This is a genomic window from Desulfothermus sp., from assembly GCF_053993635.1.
This window is the reverse complement of record NZ_JBMYBT010000141.1, coordinates 1-20,088: the sequence shown is the minus strand read 5'-3', so window position 1 is coordinate 20,088 and position 20,088 is coordinate 1. Positions and strand designations below refer to the sequence as shown.

Here is a 20,088-nt window from a genome sequence, read left to right as displayed (position 1 = left end):
CAAAAGGGAGTCAAGGGACTCCCTTTTGTTCATATTTTTCCTTTTCCCTCCAAAATTTTTTTCAGCAAATGAATAAAAAAATTCGTCCCAGACTACTTTATGCAGATTATAAGGGCAACATATATGACGATCCTGACCTTTTGATGGTGTGTAGAAGAGGAGACGAATATTCCCTCCCAAGGCCAGATGAATTAACTGAGTTACCTCCTGAATCAAATATCTTTTTCCTGCCAGAAAGATATGCCCTTGGCCTTGATCCAAAAACAGGCAAGTTAGTAGTAACAGACAAACTTGCAGTATCTGCGTTTGTATGTCCTGGTTATACCCTAACAGGAATATGTGCCTATAAAAAACAGGGAGACGCATCTCCCCTCCCTTTATTTGCATATGGTGCTGTTGGATATTTTAATGGAAGATTTTATGTGTGCGCAAAAAAGGTGGATAACGATAAAAGACAGGTGTTTAAAAATATACCAGAAAAAAAGATACAAAGAGGTGCCCAAAACCTACTAAAAAAATATCCTCACAATCGACTCATATCCCACTTAACTAAATGTGCTTTAACATATTGTTGTCCTGCTGCCAGAAATCTTGCTCTTGGCAGATTTGAGGCACCGCTTCCAACTTCAAGGGTATGCAATGCAAGATGTATTGGATGTATATCCAAGCAACCAGAGGAATCAAAAATCCCTGCAACCCAGGACAGGATAACCTTTACTCCCACTCCATTGGAAATTTGTGAAGTAATGGAAGAACACGCATCAAAAGAAAAAAGACCAATTTTTTCCTTTGGTCAAGGATGCGAAGGAGAACCTTTAACCCAGTGGAAAATCATAGAAAAGGCCATCTCCTTATACAGAAAAAAAGGGGGACAGGGCACCATAAACATAAATACAAATGGTTCTATAACCGCCTCAATACCCCCTCTAAAAGAGGCTGGACTCTCTTCTATCAGGGTGAGTCTAAACAGTGCAAATAAGATACTTTACCAAAAATATTACAGGCCTAATGGTTATGAGTTTCATAATGTAAAAGCAACTATCAAACTTGCCAAATCCTTAGGGCTTTTTGTGTCAGTAAACCTACTTTATTTTCCTGGAGTTACAGATACAGAAACTGAAATAACTTATCTCTTGGATTTAATAGAAGATACCAAACTGGACTTTATTCAGTTAAGAAATTTAAATATAGACCCAGATATCTATTTATCAATTCAAGATAATTTATCTCCTAGCATGGGCCTTTTAAACTTTAAAAAGAGGTTGAAAAAAAATTGCCCATGGATACAATTTGGTTATTTCAATCCCTATTTGGCGTAGACCAGTGAAAGTTCTAAAAAAAATTTTTCCCAATAAAAAAAAATACAATTATCAAAAATTACGTATAATCATAATAACTCTTTCCTTCCTCTCATTGTTTCTGTCAATTATTGGAAGTGGTCTTTATTACCTGAGGCTAAAATCGTCCCTTTTAAAGGAAATTAGAGACCAGTGTGTAACCACTATAAATAACGTTAACAAAGACCTATCACTTTTTTTTATCCAATACAAACACGCTGCCCAGGTCTTAGCAAATTTAATAGAAATAAAACAATGTATAAAAAGGCCGGATAAAAACAATTTAAAAATGGTAAATAAAGTCTTAGATGTATTTTCTGAAAATTTTAACATAGATGTCTGTTATATTATGGACTCCAGAGGAAATACCATTGCATCCAGTAATAGAAACTCCCCCAATTCTTTTGTGGGAAAAAACTTTTCCTTTAGACCATATTTTACAAAAGCAATGTCAGGAATTCCTGCAACATACCCTGCCCTTGGAACCACTTCCCACAAAAGGGGAATCTATTTTTCTCAGCCTGTATATATAGAAGACAATGAACAACCATCAGGAGTAGTGGTAATAAAAACATCAGTTGATTATTTGGAATCAAAATTTTTATCAAAATTTCCTGGAATATTCTTCTTTGTCAACCCTGATGGAATTATATTTATTTCCAATAAAAAAGAATGGATATTTTTTACTACCCACTACTTAGACAATAATACTATCTATAAAATCAAAAAAAGTCGTCAAATGGGAAACGGGCCATGGCTATACAGTGGATTTAAATTTAAAAACCACATTGCATACGATGCATCAGGCAATAAATACCTAGTTTTTGAAAGGACTGCAGACTTTTTCCCTGGTTGGAGTCTTATATATCTCTTAGATGAAAAACAAGTATTAAATATGGTTCACAGGCCAATTTTACAAATAGCAGGCCCTTTTATTGCTCTTATACTCCTTATAATTGCAATTCTGGTATATATCCTTGCACATGTGGCACAAAAAGAACTCAAGGAAAGGGAACTGGTAGAAAAGAAATTACGAGAAAGTGAAGAAAAATATAGATCCATCTACCACAACACCCCTGCTATGTTGCATTCAATTGACAGGAATTACAGGCTCCTTAAGGTGAGCGACTATTGGCTGGACTTAACTGGTTACACCAGAGAGGAAGTAATAGGAAAAAAACTAACTTCTTTCTTTACTGAAGAGTCAAGAAAATTGGCAGAAGAAAAAATTTTGCCAAATTTTTTTAAAACAGGAAAGGCCCAAAATATCCATTACCAATTTGTAAAGAAAAACGGCGAAATTATGGATATATTGCTGTCGTGTTATGGAATTAAAGATGAATACAACGAAGTTGTTGAAACCCTGGCAATATCAGTTGATGTCACCAAAAGGCTAAAGGAACAACAAGAACTAAAAGAAACCAAAAAAAAGCTTAGTGCATATTCAAAGAAATTAGAAAAATTGGTAAAACAGAGGACCCAGGAAATTTCATCAATATTAAAATATTCACCCTCAATGATTTATTTAAAAAACAAGGACATGGAATTTAAGTTGGTAAATCCTGGATTTGAGAACTTTTTTAATGTGTCCAATCCCCAACTAGTGGGTAAAACAGGCTCACAATTTTCCAATATACCTGTGTTCTTAGATTTTGAAATCAAGGACAAAGAGGTCTTAAAATCCAAAAAACCCATTAAGACAAAGGAAATTATTGAAAGGGATGGAAAGGCTTATTCCTTCCTCACCATGAGATTCCCCATATTCACAGAAGAACATGAGGTTGACGGCATTTGTGCAATTTCAACTGATATAACTGAACTTGAAAAGGCCCAAAAAAAACTAAAACAACTTTCCAGAAACATAATAAAAAATCAGGAAATAGAAAGAGAAAGGATTTCTAAAGAACTCCATGATGAATTGGGACAAATATTAACTGTATTAAACATGGATGTATCCTGGCTTAAGAAAAACATAGGTAACAATCATAAGTATCAAAAACGAATTGTTGGTATGCAGGAGCTAATTAACAAAACCATAGATGAGATACGGAGCCTTGCATTTCATTTAAGACCAGGCTCTCTTGACCACCTGGGATTAGGAGAATCCCTGGAATCTCTTATTTCAGACTTTGAAAAAAGAACCAATATAATTTATACATACAAAAAAGGTCATATACCTCCAATAGACAGTACAAGAGCCATTGCCATATACAGAATAGCACAGGAAGCCATTACAAATGCTGTGAGACACTCAAAGGCAAACAAAATCTCAGTTCTATTAAAGGCCAAGAACGAAAATGTGATCTTAAAAGTTGGAGACGATGGAATTGGTTTTGATATAAATCATAAAAGAGAACATGGAAGTAGTTTTGGACTTATGGGAATGCAGGAAAGGGCAGAGCTTGTTGGAGGAAAAATAATAATAAAATCTAAAAACAACCTAGGGACAAAAGTTATTGGTATATTTCCCATATAACTTTGCAAAATAATTAGGGACATATGGGCAAAAAGATAAAAATACTTATAGCAGACGATCACCTCCTGGTAATTGAAGGGCTAAAGAGAATAATAGATGAATGTGAAGACATGGAAGTAATAGGCCATGCACTAGATGGCAAAGAAGCTGTAGATTTAGCTCTAAAACTTCATCCTGATATCTTGATATTGGATATTACTATGCCTGGATATGATGGACTGGAAGTAATAAATATTTTAAAACAGACAGCCCCACAAATTTACGTGCTCGTGCTTACAATGCACGAGGAAGAGCAATACATCTTCAGAACAATTGAAGCCGGGGCAATGGGATATCTGACCAAAAAAAGCGTTGCAGATGAACTGGTATCAGCTATTAGACGGATTTATTCAGGAAAGAGATATCTTCCTGAAGATGTAGCAGAAATTATTGCATTAAAAATATCAAGGGGAGAAGGCTCTTCACCTTTAGATATCCTATCCACCCGAGAACTCCAGGTTTTAAAAAGAATAGCCCAGGGACAGACTAACAAGGAAATTGCAAAGGCCTATAATTTGAGTGTCAAGACTATTGATACATACAGACAAAGGATTCTAAAAAAATTACGCTTGAGAAACAATGCAGATATATCCAGATTCGCAATTCAACATAAACTCATATAATTCCTTCGCTGAGCCAATAAAATTTGGAAATACAAGTCTGTAACATTATTTGTGTAAATTTATTTAGTCGATGCTAAAAAAATACTTTTTGCCAAAAGTTAGGTATGTAACATACTTCTTTTAATAATTTTTTTACAAATTTTTAATGTTAACTACATCTCTATTTCTTCTACCAATTCCTTTAATTTTTGTGCCTGCATCGCAAGATCAGCAACTGCCTCAGCTGCTTGCTGCATACCTTCACTGGTCTCAGTTGAAATTCTATTGATCTCTTCTATGGATTTTGTTATCTGTTCACTAGATGCAGATTGTTCTTCTGCAGCAGTTGCAATTGCTCTAACCTTATCTGCATTGGTTTCAGACAACTGCACAATTTCCTTTAATGCCTCACCAGAATTAGCAGCCAATTCACTAGATCTATCAACAGCCTTACTTGCATTCATCGTGTCTCTAACATTTTTGGCAACGGCTTCCCGTATGGAGGCAAGAGCGTTTTCCACTTCTTTAGTGGCATTCATGGTCTTTTCTGCCAATTTTTTTACTTCATCTGCAACTACTGCAAATCCTCTCCCGTATTCACCTGCCCTAGCTGCCTCTATAGCAGCATTTAAAGCAAGCAAATTGGTCTGATCAGCAATCTCTGTGATTACATTTATAACACTTCCAATATTTTCCGCCTTTTCTTCAAGATATTTCATGTTTTCTTTTACCTGGTTAGTTATTTTCTCAACTTCTTTTATGGAGTCAATAGACTGTTTTACCACTCTCTCTCCTTCAATTGCCTTTTCTCTTGCCATATCAGTACTTTCTGCTGCTTCCGCCACATTTTGGGCAACTTCCAAAGTTGTTGTATTCATCTGTTCCATTGCTTCAGAAGTTTTAGATATATTCTGTTTTTGGAATTCTGCACCCTTAGCAGCCTCCTCGATTTGTGAGGACAACTTTTCTGAGGTAGATGCAAGAAATTCAGTAATTTCATTAATTGTTCTCACAGCAGACTTAAGTTTATTTGATTGTTTTTCAACAAGCTTCTGATGTTGTTTAAGTTTAGTAATATCCTGGAGTATAATGAGAATTTCCAGAATTTCTCCCTTTTCTAACAGAGGAAAAGCAGTTGCTATAGCAAAACGCTCCTCTCCATTTTTATGGTGGAATTTCACCTCACCTTCCCATGGTTGTTTTTTAGGAATAACAATTTCTCCTACTGGCTTACAAACCTCACATACTTCTAGGGATGGATAGTTGAGCATCTCAAATCCTTTTAATTTACCAATAACTTCTTCCTTAGTATGTCCAGTTAGCTTGCATATTGCATCATTGGCATATTGTACTATCCTTTTAGTATCAATACTAAACATAGGAAGTGGAATAGCAGCTCGATAAGAATTTAACAGAAATATCTTCTCTTTTATATTTTCAGCCATTTCATGAACAGCAGAAACCGTTTTACCTATTGTATCATTTACATTATAATCAATTTTAAAGTCATATTCTCCTCTAGCTATTTTATTACATCCCTCTGAAATTTTTTTCAAAATCTTTGTCAAATTGTTTACAAGTATCCATCCTATTAAAATGGATAACATAACTACTACTATAGCAATCATTGAGCTTGAGAAAATTAGGGACCTATCTATACCAAAAAGCAAATCCCTTTTATTAATTGTATATGCAAAATACCAATCCCATGGTTTAAAATAAGTAATCCCGGCTATTTTAGCTACTGATTTCCAATTGTATTCTACAAAACCCTTCTGGATCTTTAATAATTTGTTTCCAAAAGGAAGTGTTTTGATGTTGTTTCCAATCTGTCTTTCATCAGGATGATATAATACCCTTCCAGAAGAATCATATACATATAAATATCCTTTTCCATTAATATGTACCTGTTGCAAAAAGTTTTTAAGTTCTGGTCCTAAAATTTTTCTACCCACATAAATCACCGCCACAATATTACCTGCTGGATCCCTCACTGGTTTATAAGCTGTTATATACCACGCATTAACCACATATGCCTTCCCCCTATAAATTTCACCTGACATCACTGTTTTATACACAGGAGATGAAGATGGAATATAGGTACCAATAGCTCTACTTCCATCTAATTTCTTTACATTAGTGGACACTCTAAGAAGTTTGCCAGGCAAAACTTGAAAAATAGTAGCTGTTCCTCCTGCTATTTTTTGAATTTTATCTACTAACTCAAAGTTATTATTAACTTTCATGTCTCCAATTTTTAATATGGGAATCTTCACATGCTCAGTTTCTTTTGTAAACTGATTTATTATATCCATCTCTATCCATTTATTTTTATCCACATGAAAGTCACCGTATAAACTAGCCATCATCTCCATAAGTTTTAAATCTGAATTTAGCTTGGATTGGGTAATTTCATTTTTCATATGAAGTGCTTCATAGACTCTAGCAAGGGTCTCTTTAATATAAGTCTTACTCAAATCTTGCAAAAAACTGTTCACTCTTAAATAATTAATCAAAGATACGGAAAAAATTCCACTTAATACTACTAACATAATGCTAAGCTGAATTTTAGTGGAGAATTTTAGTTTATTCTGCATAGTTAAAAATCTCCTTTTGTAAAATAAAATAGATTATTTTTTATGATAAAATAAAAATTTCTTCTTATAAAATTATATCTAGTCAAAAGAATTAATTTAGGAAAGAGGGGTCTTAAATTTAGCAATAATCTTGGAGATTGTTTAAATAAATACCTTTAGCTATATTATAGATTTTACTCTTAGCAGACTTTAAAGTCAAGTAAAATTTACCAACAACAAATTCTCGGTGAAGGACAAATTAAATTAAGTATGTTCATACCCATATTACAGATTAAACAAAACAACTTTTATTAAAAATCAAATAAATTTGATGTAATTACGCATTTTTCTTTAAAAAAATCTGTAATCTGTTATCCACTCACATTGTTCTCTAATCTCCCCTCCTATCAATAAAATAACCTCTAATAATTACCCAAAATTTCCACAGATTTCCCCAAAATAAATGTAAGAAAATTTCTTACAAAAAAATACAAAAAATTCCACTTTTATTTTTCTTCTAAAAAATTATCCTACCCAAAAATGAGGATATATTAAAGTTATCTAAATTTTGGGAGTATAACCATGTTTAAGAAATTAGACAACGCTATATCCATATTCAGTATCACAGTAATGACCATATGCATGTCTGTTGCAACAATAGTAGCCTTTATAAATGTCATATTGAGATATGCATTTGGTGCTTCCCTTTCATGGGCAGGGGCACTCACCTCTTATTTATTTATATGGTCTGCCCTATTTGGAGCTGCATATGGGTTTAGGACCGGAATGCACATTGGAGTTACATTTTTAATCCAGAGTATTCCTCCAAAATTTGGCAAGTGGCTTCTGTGTATCAACCTTATAATAATACTCATTTTCCTAACTTGTTTTACAAAGTGGGGTCTGGATTTCATTAAATTTAGTATCAATTTAAAACAAATAGATATAGACTTAAGGATTCCCTTCTGGATTATCTATCTTTGCGTACCAATTTCACTGATAATTTCTACTTATCAGGTGTTATATAAGTTAGTTTTGACAATTAAAACCCCTGTTCAGGAGTTTGAATACGAAAAAATAATGAAAGAAGAATAAGGAGAAAATCCATGGAAGCTGCTGTACTTTTTGGACTTTTGTTTTTCTTTCTATTAATTGGGATTCCCATTGCGGTTGCATTGGGTATGTCAACTATTATATGTATCCTTGCATTTACCTATGACCCGCCAATGCTTGTTGCCCAAAAGCTTTTTGGTTCAATTGACAAATACGCCCTTATGGCCATACCTCTATTTGTTTTAATGGGTAATTTCCTCTCCCAGGGTGGAACGGCAAAAAGGATTATAAGGTTTGCCAGATCACTGGTTGGCCATCTCCCTGGCGGCCTCCCAATGTCAGCCATCTTTGCCTGTGTTATTTTTGCAGCAGTAAGTGGATCATCTCCGGCCACTGTTGCTGCCATTGGATCTCTTATGATGGGATCTATAAGAGAAGATGGCTATAGTGAAGCCTTTTCTGTTGGTTCTATTGCCTGTGCTGGTTCCCTAGGGATCTTAATGCCCCCATCTATAGTACTTATAGTTTATGGGGTCACAGTAGACCAATCTATTGGGGAGCTATTTATGGCAGGTGTTATTCCTGCTATCTTCTTAGGTGGAATGCTCATGTTTGTAACTTATTTGGCCGCCAAAAAAGCTGGAAGAAAAAAGACCAAAATGGCTCCACCAAAAGAAATATGGGCTTCATTTAAAGAAGCCATATGGGGCCTTATGGTTATTATAATAGTGATTGGTGGTATATATGGAGGACTGTTTACCCCCACAGAGGCAGCAGCAGTTTCTGCAGTGTATGCATTCTTTGTATCAACATTTGTGTATAAAGACTTGAGTCTAAAGGATATACCCCAGGTGATTAAATCGTCAGCCACCACAGCTGCCATGATCATGTTCATAATTGCCAATGCAATGATTTTTGCCTATTTTTTAACTACTCAACAAATCCCTCAAAATCTAACAAACTGGATTATCAGTTTACATTTGAATAAATACTACTTTCTTATATTTGTAAATCTCCTGTTATTGTTGGGTGGAAACTTTATGGAGCCCACTTCCCTAATCATGATACTTGCCCCACTCATCTTTCCAATAGCTGTAAAATTAGGGATTGACCCAATACATCTTGGAGTAGTAATAACAGTGAATATGGAGATAGGTATGCTCACACCACCTGTTGGATTAAATCTGTTTGTGGCAAGTGGAATATCAGGCCTTAGTTTACAGCAAACTATTAGGGCATCTATGCCATGGTTTTTTGCACTACTAATAGGTCTGATTATAATTACATATATTCCTCAAATATCACTATTTTTACCACATTTAATCTATGGGAAATAATGGATTTTAATAATAAAAAACTCAAAAACAGGAGGGGTTTATCATGTTTAAAAGAAGCTTATTAATCTTAACAGCAGGTTTAATTGCCCTGAGTTTTTTGACCAGCAGTGCACTGGCAAAAAGCTATGTAATCAAATTTTCTCATGTAGTAGCAGTTGATACGCCAAAAGGTCAAGCTGCAGAGTACTTTAAGAAGATTGTAGAAGAACGCACAAAAGGTAAGATCAAGGTACAGGTCTATCCAAATGCAGTGCTCTATGGAGACAGAGAGGCAATTGAAGCATTAAAGATGAACGCAATCCAAATGGCATGTCCTAGTTTTTCAAAATTCACTGGATTTGTACCAGAACTGCAAATTTTTGATTTACCATTTCTATTTAAAGATAGAAAACATTTAAGGAAATTTATGGAGAGTGATGTTGGACAAGAACTCTTAAGAAGTGTTTCAAGGATAGGTCTTGTGGGTCTCGCATATTGGGATAATGGTTTTAAACAATTGACATTGGATGATCATCCCATTAGACTCCCCCAGGACATAAAAGGAAAAAAGTTTAGAATTATGTCATCAAAGGTTCTGGAAGCTCAATTTAAGGCAGTTGGTGCGAGCCCACAGGTGTTGCCTTTTTCTGAGGTATACAGTGCCCTGCAGCAGGGAGTTGTAGATGGCCAGGAAAATACTATTTCCAATATTTACACAAAAAAATTCTATGAGGTCCAAAAATACATGACTATCTCAAATCATGGATATTTGGGCTATATGCTTGTTACCAATCAAATCTTTTGGAATAGCCTGCCTTCTGATCTAAAAAACATACTAAAAAAATGCGTAAAAGATGCAACTGACAAAAATTGGGAACTGTCATCTAAATTAGAAAAGGAACAACTCAAGAAAATTGAAGAATCTGGAAAGGTAAAAATCCACTATCTCACCCCTGAAGAAAGAAAAATATGGGAAAAGGCAATGAGAAAGATATATCCAGAATTTTATGATGTAATTGGAAAAGATAGGATCAAAAAGGCGTTGGAACTTGCTGATTAATAAAAAAAATGGGGCAGCTAAGGCTGCCCTTCTATAGGGAGCCTAAAAATGAAATACGATATAAGCGCCTTTCCAAAAGGAATTGCACTTCTTAGAAATTCATTACTGAACAAAGATACAGCATTCACTGACGAAGAAAGAGAGGCCTTTGGACTAGAAGGTCTAATACCTCCAAGAGTAGTTACCCAGGAAACCCAGCTCATGCGGGTAAAAGAAAATCTTAACAGAAAGACGTCAGATATTGAAAAATACATTTTCTTGACCTCCTTGCAAGATAGAAATGAGGCCTTATTTACCAGATTAGTTATGGAAAATTTAGAAGAATTACTACCCATAATATACACTCCTACTGTAGGAAAGGCGTGTTTACAATATGCACACATATACAGGCGGCCCCGTGGATTTTATTTTGCAACTAAATATAGAGGTAAATTCAGAAAAATTTTAGACAATTGGCCATATAAAGATGTCAGAATCATAGTTGTTACTGATGGGGAAAGGATTTTAGGACTAGGTGATTTAGGTGCTAATGGTATGGGTATACCTATTGGTAAGCTCTCTTTGTATACTGTATGCGGAGGAATCCATCCAGCATATTGTCTACCTGTGGTAATAGATGTTGGCACTGAAAATGACGAACTATTAAAGGATCCATTATATATTGGAATGCCCCATAGGAGATGGAGAGGAGAAAAATATTATAAATTAGTCGATGAGTTTATGTGTGCTGTTAAAGACAAATATCCCCATATATTAGTTCAATTTGAAGACTTTGGAAATGAAAATGCATTTGTGCTATTAGAAAGATACAGAGAGCACATGTGTACATTCAATGACGATATACAGGGCACTGCAGCTGTTGCATTGGGAGGTATTCTCAGTGCACTCAGAATAACAAATAAACCATTAAAAGATCAAAAATTTCTATTCATGGGAGCTGGAGAAGCTGGACTGGGAATAGGAAATCTAATTATAGAGGCATTAAAACAGGAAGGATTAAAGGAAGAGGAAGCAAAACTCAGGTGCTGGTTCTTTGATTCAAAAGGACTCATTGTAAAGGGGAGGAAAGGATTAAATCCGAGAAAATCTAAATTTGCCCATGAACATCCTGAGGTCTCTGATTTTGTTGAGGCCATAAAAAAATTAAAACCAACTGCTATAATTGGCGTGTGCGGTCAAAAAGGAGCTTTCAACGAACAGGTTCTTAAAACAATGGCCAAAATAAATGAAAGGCCAATTATTTTTGCCCTGTCAAATCCCACTGAAAAATCAGAGTGTACCGCCTATGAGGCCTACTTTTACACCAAGGGCAAGGCAATATTTGCCAGTGGAAGCCCATTTCCACCAGTGGACTGCATGGGAAAAACTTTTCACCCAGGACAGGGAAATAATGTATATATTTTTCCTGGCATTGGACTTGCTGCAGTTGGTTTTATGATCAAAAAGATACCTGATCTATTTTTCCTAGAAGCTGCAAAAATTCTCTCTAAACAGGTGTCAGAAGAAGACTTAAAAGTAGGAAGGGTTTATCCATCATTGTCTAAGATTAGATCTGTCTCCCTTGAGATTGCCTGCCGTGTCTCTGAAATTGCATATGAATTGAATCTCTGTAAATTGCCAAGACCGAAATCAATTAAAGATCATCTGAAATCTCTGATGTATGATCCCAGGTATGAGATTTATGTATAATTTTTTCCAGAGGGATCAGTGTATTCTTGATTTAACTTTTGAATGAATAAATTTACATCTGAATTTAATTTTTTAAGTGTATTTACTAATTTTTCATTCCAGCCCATGGGATATTTTCTAAATATAGGGGCATACCACTTTATGTTCTTTAAAAAGCACTGCATATAGTTATCCTTTTCTTTATCTGGAACATCCTCTATAAACTTTTTTGCTAAAATCTCCCCAACCTTTTTTTTAATAGCGCAGTGGATACCAAATAATAGTAGTAAAAAAACTAAAAATCCCATAAAGGATGGAGCTGATGTAAATATTCCCTTTAAAATTCTTATCCAAAACTCACCTGATCCCGTATCTGTAAAAAGTAAGTGTCCCATTTGAATAATCAAAAAAATCATTCCATAACATATAAAATCTAAAATCAAGGTATATTTCTTTAATTTATCTCTGAATTCAGATACAATTGGCAGAGTTGTATTTTTTAATTTGCCTACATAGTCTTTAAGTAATCTTACTAAGCGGTATGTCCTCTCTATTTTAACATCTTCAATACGCTTTGATATTAAATCCAGGTCGTGATCTCTTTTTCTTTCATATCTTTTTTTTGTTTCAGGATCTTCTATCACATTGCAGGCAATTGGATTATATATGCAAAAATATTTTCCAGCACTCACTCCATATCTAACAAGTGCCCTTTGCCATGATGCATATACTGCTTCTAAATTATCCTCTTTTGCAGTTACATCTATTTGATTTAAAATATATAAAAATTTATTGGAATCTCTTCTCTTAACAGTGGTTTTAACAAGGTGCTCCAAAGTATCTTTCATGGAACCAGGCTCTGGGTGTCTTGCATCAAAAAATATGAGCACAAGGTCAGAAAGATCAATTATCCTATCGGTTATTCTAAGTGTCGAAGCCCTTTTCTCATCTGCATCAAATCCCGGCGAATCAATAAATACTTTTCCCTTTAATTTTTCACTGGGACAGGTCTTGAGCTGAAGGTAGGAATCTAAATACGCTCCTTCTCCTGGTAATACTTCATCTATTGCTTTGCTTATTTTGTAAAAGGGAAACCTTGGGTCTGAATCCAGTGCAAATCCAGGCAGGATTCTTACTTTTTTCTCAGGAGAATAACATATCACTGTAAATTTATCGTCAACAGCCTGCACCCCTGTTTCTTGAATTGGATAGTCAAGATAATAATTAATAAAAGAGGATTTTCCAGCTGAATAAGTTCCCAGGATAGAAATAACAGGCCACCACGACATCATCTTTGTAAGAGATTCTGTTTTTTTTAAATATCCAAGGGAGTGAAGCAAAAAATCCAATTGAAAAAAACCATCCACAACTTCTTTTAAAACTGGATTTTCTCGCTCTAAATGTTCTCTTATTTCTTCATTTGATTCTATCTGGTTGTTATTCTTCCTAAAAAAATTAAACATCAATTATGCTCCCTACATATTTTTCCAGCATATGACCAGAATTTGAAAAACTATGAATTGACCTTTAAAAGATTTTCCATCTCACCAATGATAACCAGAGTATCCCCTTTTTTTAAAATATCGTTTCCCTTTGGAACAAACTTATATTCTCCCTTTTCCTCTTGTTTTATTGCTATTACCTGAATGTGAAACTTATTTGCAAGGTCTAACTCCCTTAATGTCTTTCCATCCCATTTATCCACGACCTTTTCTTGAATCACTACGCTTTGACCAAAGGGTAAAATCTCTAAAAATCCAGGAAGGGCCATTCTCAAAGCAAGTTCCTGGGCTGCAGCCCTCTCAGGAATGACAACATAATCAACGCCTATTTTTTTCAGTAATTTCTCATGATCCTCGTTTATTGCCTTGACCCAAACCTGCTCCACTCCAATTTCTTTTAAATAAAAAGAGACCATGGTACTTGTGGATATGGAAGATCCTACACTTACAACAGCATGTGTAACATCTTTAAATCCCAACTGTTCAAGTACTTTTTTGTCCTGTACATCTGCCCGATAGACTTGAGTAAAGATAGATTGAGCCCTCTTTATTGCCTCTTCATCTCTGTCCACGCCCAATACTTCGTAGCCCATTTTTATAAGGGTCTTTCCCAGAGATATCCCAAATTTACCCAACCCAATAATACCGATAAATAATTTTCTTGCCATAAATATCACCCTAGCCTATTAAAATATTTTCTTCAGGCCAAAAAAACCTGGGTTCTTCTTGAATATGTTGTACAAAGGATAAAAACAAAATTGGACCCAAGCGTCCAATAAACATAAGAGTGATAATAATCAACTTTCCTGCTAAACTTAAATGAGGGGTAAGGCCTGTTGAAAGTCCCACAGTACCAAATGCTGAAGTGGCTTCAAAAAGTACCTCTAAAAAAAGCCCCCTGGTAAAAACATGTGGAACATCCCCTCCTTCAGTTATATTTAATAACATAACCGCTAAAAAAATAATTCCAGAGGCAAATATAAATAAAACAATTGCCTTGTTCAAATCCTCTTCTTTTACTGCAAAATTTCCAATAACTGCCTGTTTTCCTTTAAGAAATATTTGAGATCTGGCATAGGCCAAAATAGTTCTAAAGGTGGTAACTTTAATGCCCCCAGCACATGATCCAGGTGCTCCACCTATGAACATAAGCATAATCATTATAAAAAGGGATACATTGGTCAAATGTCCAATACTTACGGTATTAAATCCAGCTGTTCTACAGGTTACAGACTGAAAGATTGACAATAAGAACTTTTCTTTAAAAGGATATTGGAGATTGTTTGCAAAATATTCTGCAAGAAAAATAAATAGACTTCCACCAATAATCAAAAAAAAGGTTGTAGAGAGAACTACCTGAGTATGCCAGCTAAGCCTTATTCTTTCACCTTTGAGCCGTAAGGGTATGTAATTATAGAGCTCTTGAAGAACTGAAAAACCAAGTCCTCCCAGGATAATTAAAGACATTATTATAAAATTCAACCAAACATCACTCCTAAATTGCACTAGACTATCTGAATACAGGGAAAATCCTGCATTACAAAAGGCAGATATTGAATGAAACAGGGCCGAGAAATAATCTATTTTTCCACCTAAATACAGATACAATAAAATAGAACCCATCCCCTCAATAACAAAGGTCATAACAGCCACTTTTATCAAAAAACTGCCCAGAGAAAATGTTGGGTCGTGCAACAGTCCCTGTCCAACAGCTATCCTGTCAGTCAAAGAAATTCTCCTACTCCATAAATAAAAAATTAGAGATGTGATTGTCATTATTCCAAGACCGCCTATCTGGATTAAACTCAAGATTATTATCTGGCCAATCCTTGTAAAAAAAGTCCCTGTATCAACTACTATGAGTCCTGTTACACAAGTGGCCGATGTGGCAGTAAATAAGGCATCTACCCAGGATATAGGACCTTTTGCAAGGCTAAAATCCATATGCAATAAAAAAGCTCCAACAAAAATTACCAGGGCAAAAAATATCATGGGATATGCATAGGGTGATAACTTAAAATGAATTTTCATAAGCTAATTAAAAGTGATCTGTGTGGGTGATCTGTTTCTTATACTGATTATCTGTGATCTGAATCTGTGAGCTATTGTCCACTCACACTGATCACTCACACATATTGTTAAATACTCCTAAAAAAATTCAACCCTATTAAGTTTTTTTCTCTCTTTGTTGGCTCTGTACAATTCATATAATTCTTTGTATGTATCTGGATCCACATACCTCAAAAAACAGGTATAGGTCTTTGGTTCTATCCAAAAATATATCAAAATTCCTTTTTTTTCCCAAACATATCTATCAACAAGGTTATTTACCCTGATCTCTTTGGGATTACCATATTTCTTTTTGAGTTTCGCAAGCCATGAAGCCAGAAGCTTATCATAATCAACAGGTCTTGGTGGATATCTGTATTCAAGGAGAGCGAATTCGCCGTCTTTATTGTAACACACCTGCATAAGATCTGTTCCTGGTAATAATTTCTGAGTACTAAAAAGATCACAAAATGAATTTTCATTAATCTTAATCGGCACTGCACCATGTTTTTGCAAAATATAACTTAAGGCAAATCTTCTAGCACCTCTTAATACAATACCAAATAAACGAAAATCTTCATTGTTTTTTTCTTTATGCAAAGGAGCCAGCTTTATTTTTGCAATCTCAAGCCCTATCTCTTCTCCTTTTTTATACCATTTATATGCTTCAACAAAATTTATCTTAATACCACCTATACCCTTTTCATACATCTGAGCCAAAAATAAAATTGCTGGGGCATATCCTTTTAATGCTGATTTTTTTAAAAAATGTATTCCCTTTATTTTTTTTTCCATTGGATAATCACCTAAAACCAGCTTCCTTCCATACAAATATTCAGCTACAGTGTCACCTTTGTATGCCCTTTTTTTAAGAAGTTGTAACTCAAGTGGACCTGAATGAGTTTCAACAACAAAAAAAATGCAAAAAATAATTAAAAAACAAATAAAAATTTTAAGATATTTTTTCATTTGTTAATATTTATTGAATGGATAAAGTTACCCGTTTTCATTAACCAGCCAGAGGAGAGAATATTTTTTAACATTTTCTCTCCAGGCTTTTACCTATAGATACTAGCAAGCTCCTATATTTAAAAAATTTTCTCCCAATATCTTTTTCCTTTTTGTTCCATCAAGCTCAATCTTTTCAAACTCTTTCATATATCTTGACGGAGGAACAAGGGGATAATCTGTTCCAAAAATAAATTTCTCATCGCCAATTGCATCCATCATAACGCAAAGCGCTCTTGGCTCATACAAAAAAATCATGGCAGCTGTATCAAACCAACAATTTTTTAAAACATCCTTAACTTCTCTTTTCAAATATCCAAAAAAAGGAAGCCCTCCACCAAGGTGTGCAAGTATCCATTTTGTATTGGGATTTTCTTTTATAACTAAATAGAGATTTTTCAACGTCATTGGGCTCTTTCCCAAATAAAAATGCCCAACAGGCTCATTTGTGTGGAGTAATATCGGAATATTAGCCTCTTCACATATCCTGGCTACCCTGGATAAGATCTTTCTCTCGTCCTCTCCCATGTCCCTTGTATAAAAGGCAATCTCACCAACACCTCTAGCACCCTGATCAATACATTTTTTAATCTCCTCTTCAATATAAGGAGAATCTAAACTAAAACAACAAAAAGGAATAAGTCTATCTGGATATTTGCGTGCGCATTCCAGCACATAATCATTATTTAATCTAAAATGTTCTTTTTTTCGCCAGGGAAATCCGAACACAACAGACTTATCCACGCCCTCCTGATCCATCTCTTCAATAAGCTCTTTTGCCCCAACTAATTTGGCCTTTGGATCTCTGTAAATAGCCGCAAATTCTTCTTCACCATCTAAAAATTTTTCCCTCTCTGCCCTCACTTCCCTAGGACATATATGGACATGTGCATCAATTATCATGGCAAACTCCCTTGACAAACATCATGTGGTGTTATTTATAGTCAATTTTCAACAATAAAATTGCCCTATGTAAATACATTTAAATTTTTAATTTAATAAATTTCAATTGTCCATAAAAAACCTATAACAAAAAATAGAAAGTGGAGTTGGTTACCATGGAGATAAAGACCATAGAAAAAGGATATGAGCCAGAAGCAATAGAGAAAAAATTAATAGAGATATGGGATAAAGAAAACACCTATGTGGCAGATCCTGATCATTTAGGCGAGCCATTTTCAATTGTTATCCCTCCACCCAATGTAACAGGCACCCTACACATGGGTCACGCCTTAAATATCACCTTGCAGGACATAATGTGCAGATACAAAAGGCAAAAAGGATATAACGTACTCTGGGTTCCAGGCACAGACCATGCTGGAATAGCTACCCAAAATGTAGTTGAAAGGGCAATTGCAAAGGAAGGACTTACAAGACAGGATCTAGGCCGGGAAAGATTCATTGAAAGGGTATGGAAGTGGAAAGAAGAATATGGAGGTAAGATCTTAAACCAGATAAAATGTTTAGGTGCATCTGTTGACTGGAGCAGGCTCAGGTTCACAATGGATGAAGGGTTATCAAGGGCTGTTAGAGAAGTCTTTGTAAGGCTATACAATGAAGGTCTTATATATAAAGGCGATTACATGATCAACTGGTGCCCAAGATGCCATACTGCCCTGGCTGACCTGGAGGTTGAGCATGAAGAAAAACAAGGGCATTTATATTACATAAAATATCCCCTGGTAGATGAGGATGACTTTTTAATAGTTGCTACCACCCGTCCAGAGACAATGCTGGGAGATACAGCTGTATGTGTAAATCCAGAAGATGAAAGATATAAAAAATATATTGGAAAAAAGGTAAAACTTCCCTTAACTGACAGAATTATCCCTGTAATTTCTGATAATTATGTGGATATGGAATTTGGAACTGGATGTCTTAAAGTCACCCCTGGACATGACCCAAATGACTTTGAACTAGGGAAAAAACACAACTTAGAGCTCGTTAGGGTCATAGATGAAAATGGATATATGACCAAAGATGCTGGTGAGAAATTTAAAGGATTAGAGAGATTTGAGTGCAGGGAAAAGGTAGTTGAAGAGTTGAAAAAACAAGGACTTTTAGAAAAAGTTGAAGATCTTTTACACAGTGTTGGCCACTGTTACAGGTGCAAGACAATAATTGAGCCCCTGGTCTCAAAACAGTGGTTTGTAAAGACAAAACCACTGGCAAAACCAGCAAAACAGGCAGTTTTAGATGGAAAGACAAAATTTTTTCCCGAGTCCTGGACAAAGACCTATTTTGAATGGTTAGACAACATAAAGGACTGGTGCATCTCCCGGCAGATCTGGTGGGGACACAGGATCCCTGCCTGGACATGCAATGAATGTGGGAAATTAAGTGTATCAACCGAGGACATCACCACCTGTCCTGCATGTGGTTCCAAAAATATAGTTCAGGAAGAAGATGTGTTGGATACCTGGTTTTCTTCTGCCCTATGGCCATTTTCCACACTTGGATGGCCAGATAAGACCAAAGAGCTAAATATTTATTACCCCACATCCCTCCTAGTTACTGGTTTTGACATAATATTCTTCTGGGTTGCCAGAATGATGATGATGGGCATCCACTTTATGGGAGACGTGCCATTTAAACATGTCTACATCCATGCCCTGGTCAGAGATGAGCATGGCAAAAAGATGAGCAAATCAACAGGGAATGTTATTGACCCCTTGGATATGATCGCAAAATATGGCGCAGATGCCCTGAGATTTACCCTCACTGCATTTGCTGCAATGGGAAGGGACATAAAACTCTCTGAAGCCAGGATTGAAGGATATAAACATTTTATAAACAAGATCTGGAATGCTGGAAGGTTTGTGCTCATTAATGCAGACGATTCAGTAAACATAGAGAATGTTGACCCTAACATTTTAAGTTTTGCACACAGATATATCCTCCATGCATTAGAAGGCTTAAAAAAAGAAGTGGAAAGGACCCTGGAAAACTATTATTTTAACGAAAGTGCCCAGGCCCTATATCAGTTTTTCTGGCATACCTTCTGCGATTGGTATTTAGAGATGATAAAAAAAGAACTCTATTCAGATGATTCTATTATTAAGGCAAGGGCTAGAAACTGCCTAATTAAGGTATTTTCTGAGCTCCTTATACTTCTTCATCCATTTATACCCTTTATTACCCAACATATATACTCCCTTCTCCCAGGTATAAAAGAAAAGGATTTAAGTAAGGTAAAATTTCCAGAATATAGACCTGAGTGGGAAGATAAAACCTTAGATGAACAAATGAGATTTTTCCAGGGCGTTGTTGTTGGTATAAGAAATATAAAGAGTGAATTTGATTTAAATCCTGGCACCAAGGTAGATGTGATAGCCAGAGTTGATGAAGGTCATATGGATTTTTTAAAGGAGAACAAGGATGTGATATCTCAACTTGCCAGGA

14 protein-coding genes are annotated in these 20,088 nt (G+C 35.3%); 8 read left to right on the top strand and 6 right to left on the bottom strand.

Features of this window, described 5'->3' with window-relative positions:
• Positions 1 to 68: 68 nt before the first annotated feature.
• Genes ACY2V1_RS10570 through ACY2V1_RS10560 form a run of 3 tightly spaced genes read left to right on the top strand, consistent with a single transcriptional unit; the run spans position 69 to position 4,475 of the window.
• Positions 69 to 1,319 (top strand): radical SAM family protein, encoded by a 1,251-nt coding sequence (locus tag ACY2V1_RS10570; protein ID WP_461834763.1) that lies wholly within the window; start codon positions 69 to 71, stop codon positions 1,317 to 1,319.
• A gap of 4 nt (positions 1,320 to 1,323) precedes the next feature.
• Complete coding sequence (locus ACY2V1_RS10565; protein ID WP_461834762.1) at positions 1,324 to 3,813, top strand: sensor histidine kinase; 2,490 nt, start codon at positions 1,324 to 1,326, stop codon at positions 3,811 to 3,813.
• Between the two features lie 23 nt (positions 3,814 to 3,836).
• Positions 3,837 to 4,475 (top strand): response regulator, encoded by a 639-nt coding sequence (locus ACY2V1_RS10560; RefSeq protein WP_461834761.1) that lies wholly within the window; start codon positions 3,837 to 3,839, stop codon positions 4,473 to 4,475.
• Positions 4,476 to 4,627: 152 nt separating this feature from the next.
• Here ACY2V1_RS10560 and ACY2V1_RS10555 read toward each other — a convergent pair whose 3' ends face one another.
• On the bottom strand, positions 4,628 to 7,051 hold the full coding sequence (locus ACY2V1_RS10555; protein ID WP_461834760.1) for a methyl-accepting chemotaxis protein: 2,424 nt from the start codon (positions 7,049 to 7,051) through the stop codon (positions 4,628 to 4,630).
• A gap of 561 nt (positions 7,052 to 7,612) precedes the next feature.
• Between ACY2V1_RS10555 and ACY2V1_RS10550 the strand changes: the two genes are divergently transcribed.
• The 4 genes from ACY2V1_RS10550 to ACY2V1_RS10535 are packed head-to-tail and all read left to right on the top strand — an operon-like array spanning position 7,613 to position 12,148.
• A complete protein-coding gene (locus ACY2V1_RS10550) occupies positions 7,613 to 8,125 on the top strand; it encodes a TRAP transporter small permease (RefSeq protein WP_461834759.1) in 513 nt (170 codons plus the stop codon).
• A gap of 11 nt (positions 8,126 to 8,136) precedes the next feature.
• Positions 8,137 to 9,420, top strand: coding sequence for a TRAP transporter large permease (locus ACY2V1_RS10545; RefSeq protein ID WP_461834758.1), 1,284 nt, complete (start codon positions 8,137 to 8,139; stop codon positions 9,418 to 9,420).
• Between the two features lie 43 nt (positions 9,421 to 9,463).
• Entirely contained in the window at positions 9,464 to 10,459 is a 996-nt protein-coding gene (locus ACY2V1_RS10540; RefSeq protein ID WP_461834757.1) for a TRAP transporter substrate-binding protein, read from the top strand.
• 48 nt (positions 10,460 to 10,507) lie between these two features.
• Positions 10,508 to 12,148, top strand: a complete 1,641-nt coding sequence (locus ACY2V1_RS10535; RefSeq protein WP_461834756.1) for an NAD-dependent malic enzyme — start codon at positions 10,508 to 10,510, stop codon at positions 12,146 to 12,148.
• On the opposite strand, the gene ACY2V1_RS10530 is transcribed toward ACY2V1_RS10535, so the two are convergent.
• The 5 genes from ACY2V1_RS10530 to ACY2V1_RS10510 all read right to left on the bottom strand — a co-directional run bounded on the left by ACY2V1_RS10530 (position 12,139) and on the right by ACY2V1_RS10510 (position 17,589).
• Positions 12,139 to 13,590, bottom strand: coding sequence for a dynamin family protein (locus tag ACY2V1_RS10530; protein ID WP_461834755.1), 1,452 nt, complete (start codon positions 13,588 to 13,590; stop codon positions 12,139 to 12,141). The genes ACY2V1_RS10535 and ACY2V1_RS10530 overlap by 10 nt on opposite strands.
• A gap of 50 nt (positions 13,591 to 13,640) precedes the next feature.
• Positions 13,641 to 14,297 (bottom strand): potassium channel family protein, encoded by a 657-nt coding sequence (locus ACY2V1_RS10525; RefSeq protein ID WP_461834754.1) that lies wholly within the window; start codon positions 14,295 to 14,297, stop codon positions 13,641 to 13,643.
• 10 nt (positions 14,298 to 14,307) lie between these two features.
• A complete protein-coding gene (locus ACY2V1_RS10520; protein WP_461834753.1) occupies positions 14,308 to 15,660 on the bottom strand; it encodes a TrkH family potassium uptake protein in 1,353 nt (450 codons plus the stop codon).
• A 117-nt stretch (positions 15,661 to 15,777) separates the two neighbouring features.
• On the bottom strand, positions 15,778 to 16,473 hold the full coding sequence (locus tag ACY2V1_RS10515) for a hypothetical protein (protein WP_461834752.1): 696 nt from the start codon (positions 16,471 to 16,473) through the stop codon (positions 15,778 to 15,780).
• A 276-nt stretch (positions 16,474 to 16,749) separates the two neighbouring features.
• Positions 16,750 to 17,589, bottom strand: a complete 840-nt coding sequence (locus tag ACY2V1_RS10510; protein WP_461834751.1) for an amidohydrolase family protein — start codon at positions 17,587 to 17,589, stop codon at positions 16,750 to 16,752.
• Positions 17,590 to 17,744: 155 nt separating this feature from the next.
• Between ACY2V1_RS10510 and ACY2V1_RS10505 the strand changes: the two genes are divergently transcribed.
• Positions 17,745 to 20,088 (top strand): valine--tRNA ligase (locus tag ACY2V1_RS10505; protein ID WP_461834750.1); only part of this gene is annotated, 2,344 nt, incomplete at its 3' end.

Excerpts from the sequence above, each read along its gene's own strand:
- ACY2V1_RS10560 (WP_461834761.1), top strand. The coding sequence starts at position 3,837 with ATGGGCAAAAAGATAAAAATACTTATAGCAGACGATCACCTCCTGGTA.
- ACY2V1_RS10530 (WP_461834755.1), bottom strand. The coding sequence starts at position 13,590 with ATGTTTAATTTTTTTAGGAAGAATAACAACCAGATAGAATCAAATGAA.
- ACY2V1_RS10555 (WP_461834760.1), bottom strand. The coding sequence starts at position 7,051 with ATGCAGAATAAACTAAAATTCTCCACTAAAATTCAGCTTAGCATTATG.
- ACY2V1_RS10540 (WP_461834757.1), top strand. The coding sequence starts at position 9,464 with ATGTTTAAAAGAAGCTTATTAATCTTAACAGCAGGTTTAATTGCCCTG.
- ACY2V1_RS10570 (WP_461834763.1), top strand. The coding sequence starts at position 69 with ATGAATAAAAAAATTCGTCCCAGACTACTTTATGCAGATTATAAGGGC.
- ACY2V1_RS10545 (WP_461834758.1), top strand. The coding sequence starts at position 8,137 with ATGGAAGCTGCTGTACTTTTTGGACTTTTGTTTTTCTTTCTATTAATT.
- ACY2V1_RS10535 (WP_461834756.1), top strand. The coding sequence starts at position 10,508 with ATGAAATACGATATAAGCGCCTTTCCAAAAGGAATTGCACTTCTTAGA.
- ACY2V1_RS10510 (WP_461834751.1), bottom strand. The coding sequence starts at position 17,589 with ATGATAATTGATGCACATGTCCATATATGTCCTAGGGAAGTGAGGGCA.
- ACY2V1_RS10515 (WP_461834752.1), bottom strand. The coding sequence starts at position 16,473 with ATGGAAAAAAAAATAAAGGGAATACATTTTTTAAAAAAATCAGCATTA.
- ACY2V1_RS10550 (WP_461834759.1), top strand. The coding sequence starts at position 7,613 with ATGTTTAAGAAATTAGACAACGCTATATCCATATTCAGTATCACAGTA.
- ACY2V1_RS10520 (WP_461834753.1), bottom strand. The coding sequence starts at position 15,660 with ATGAAAATTCATTTTAAGTTATCACCCTATGCATATCCCATGATATTT.
- ACY2V1_RS10525 (WP_461834754.1), bottom strand. The coding sequence starts at position 14,297 with ATGGCAAGAAAATTATTTATCGGTATTATTGGGTTGGGTAAATTTGGG.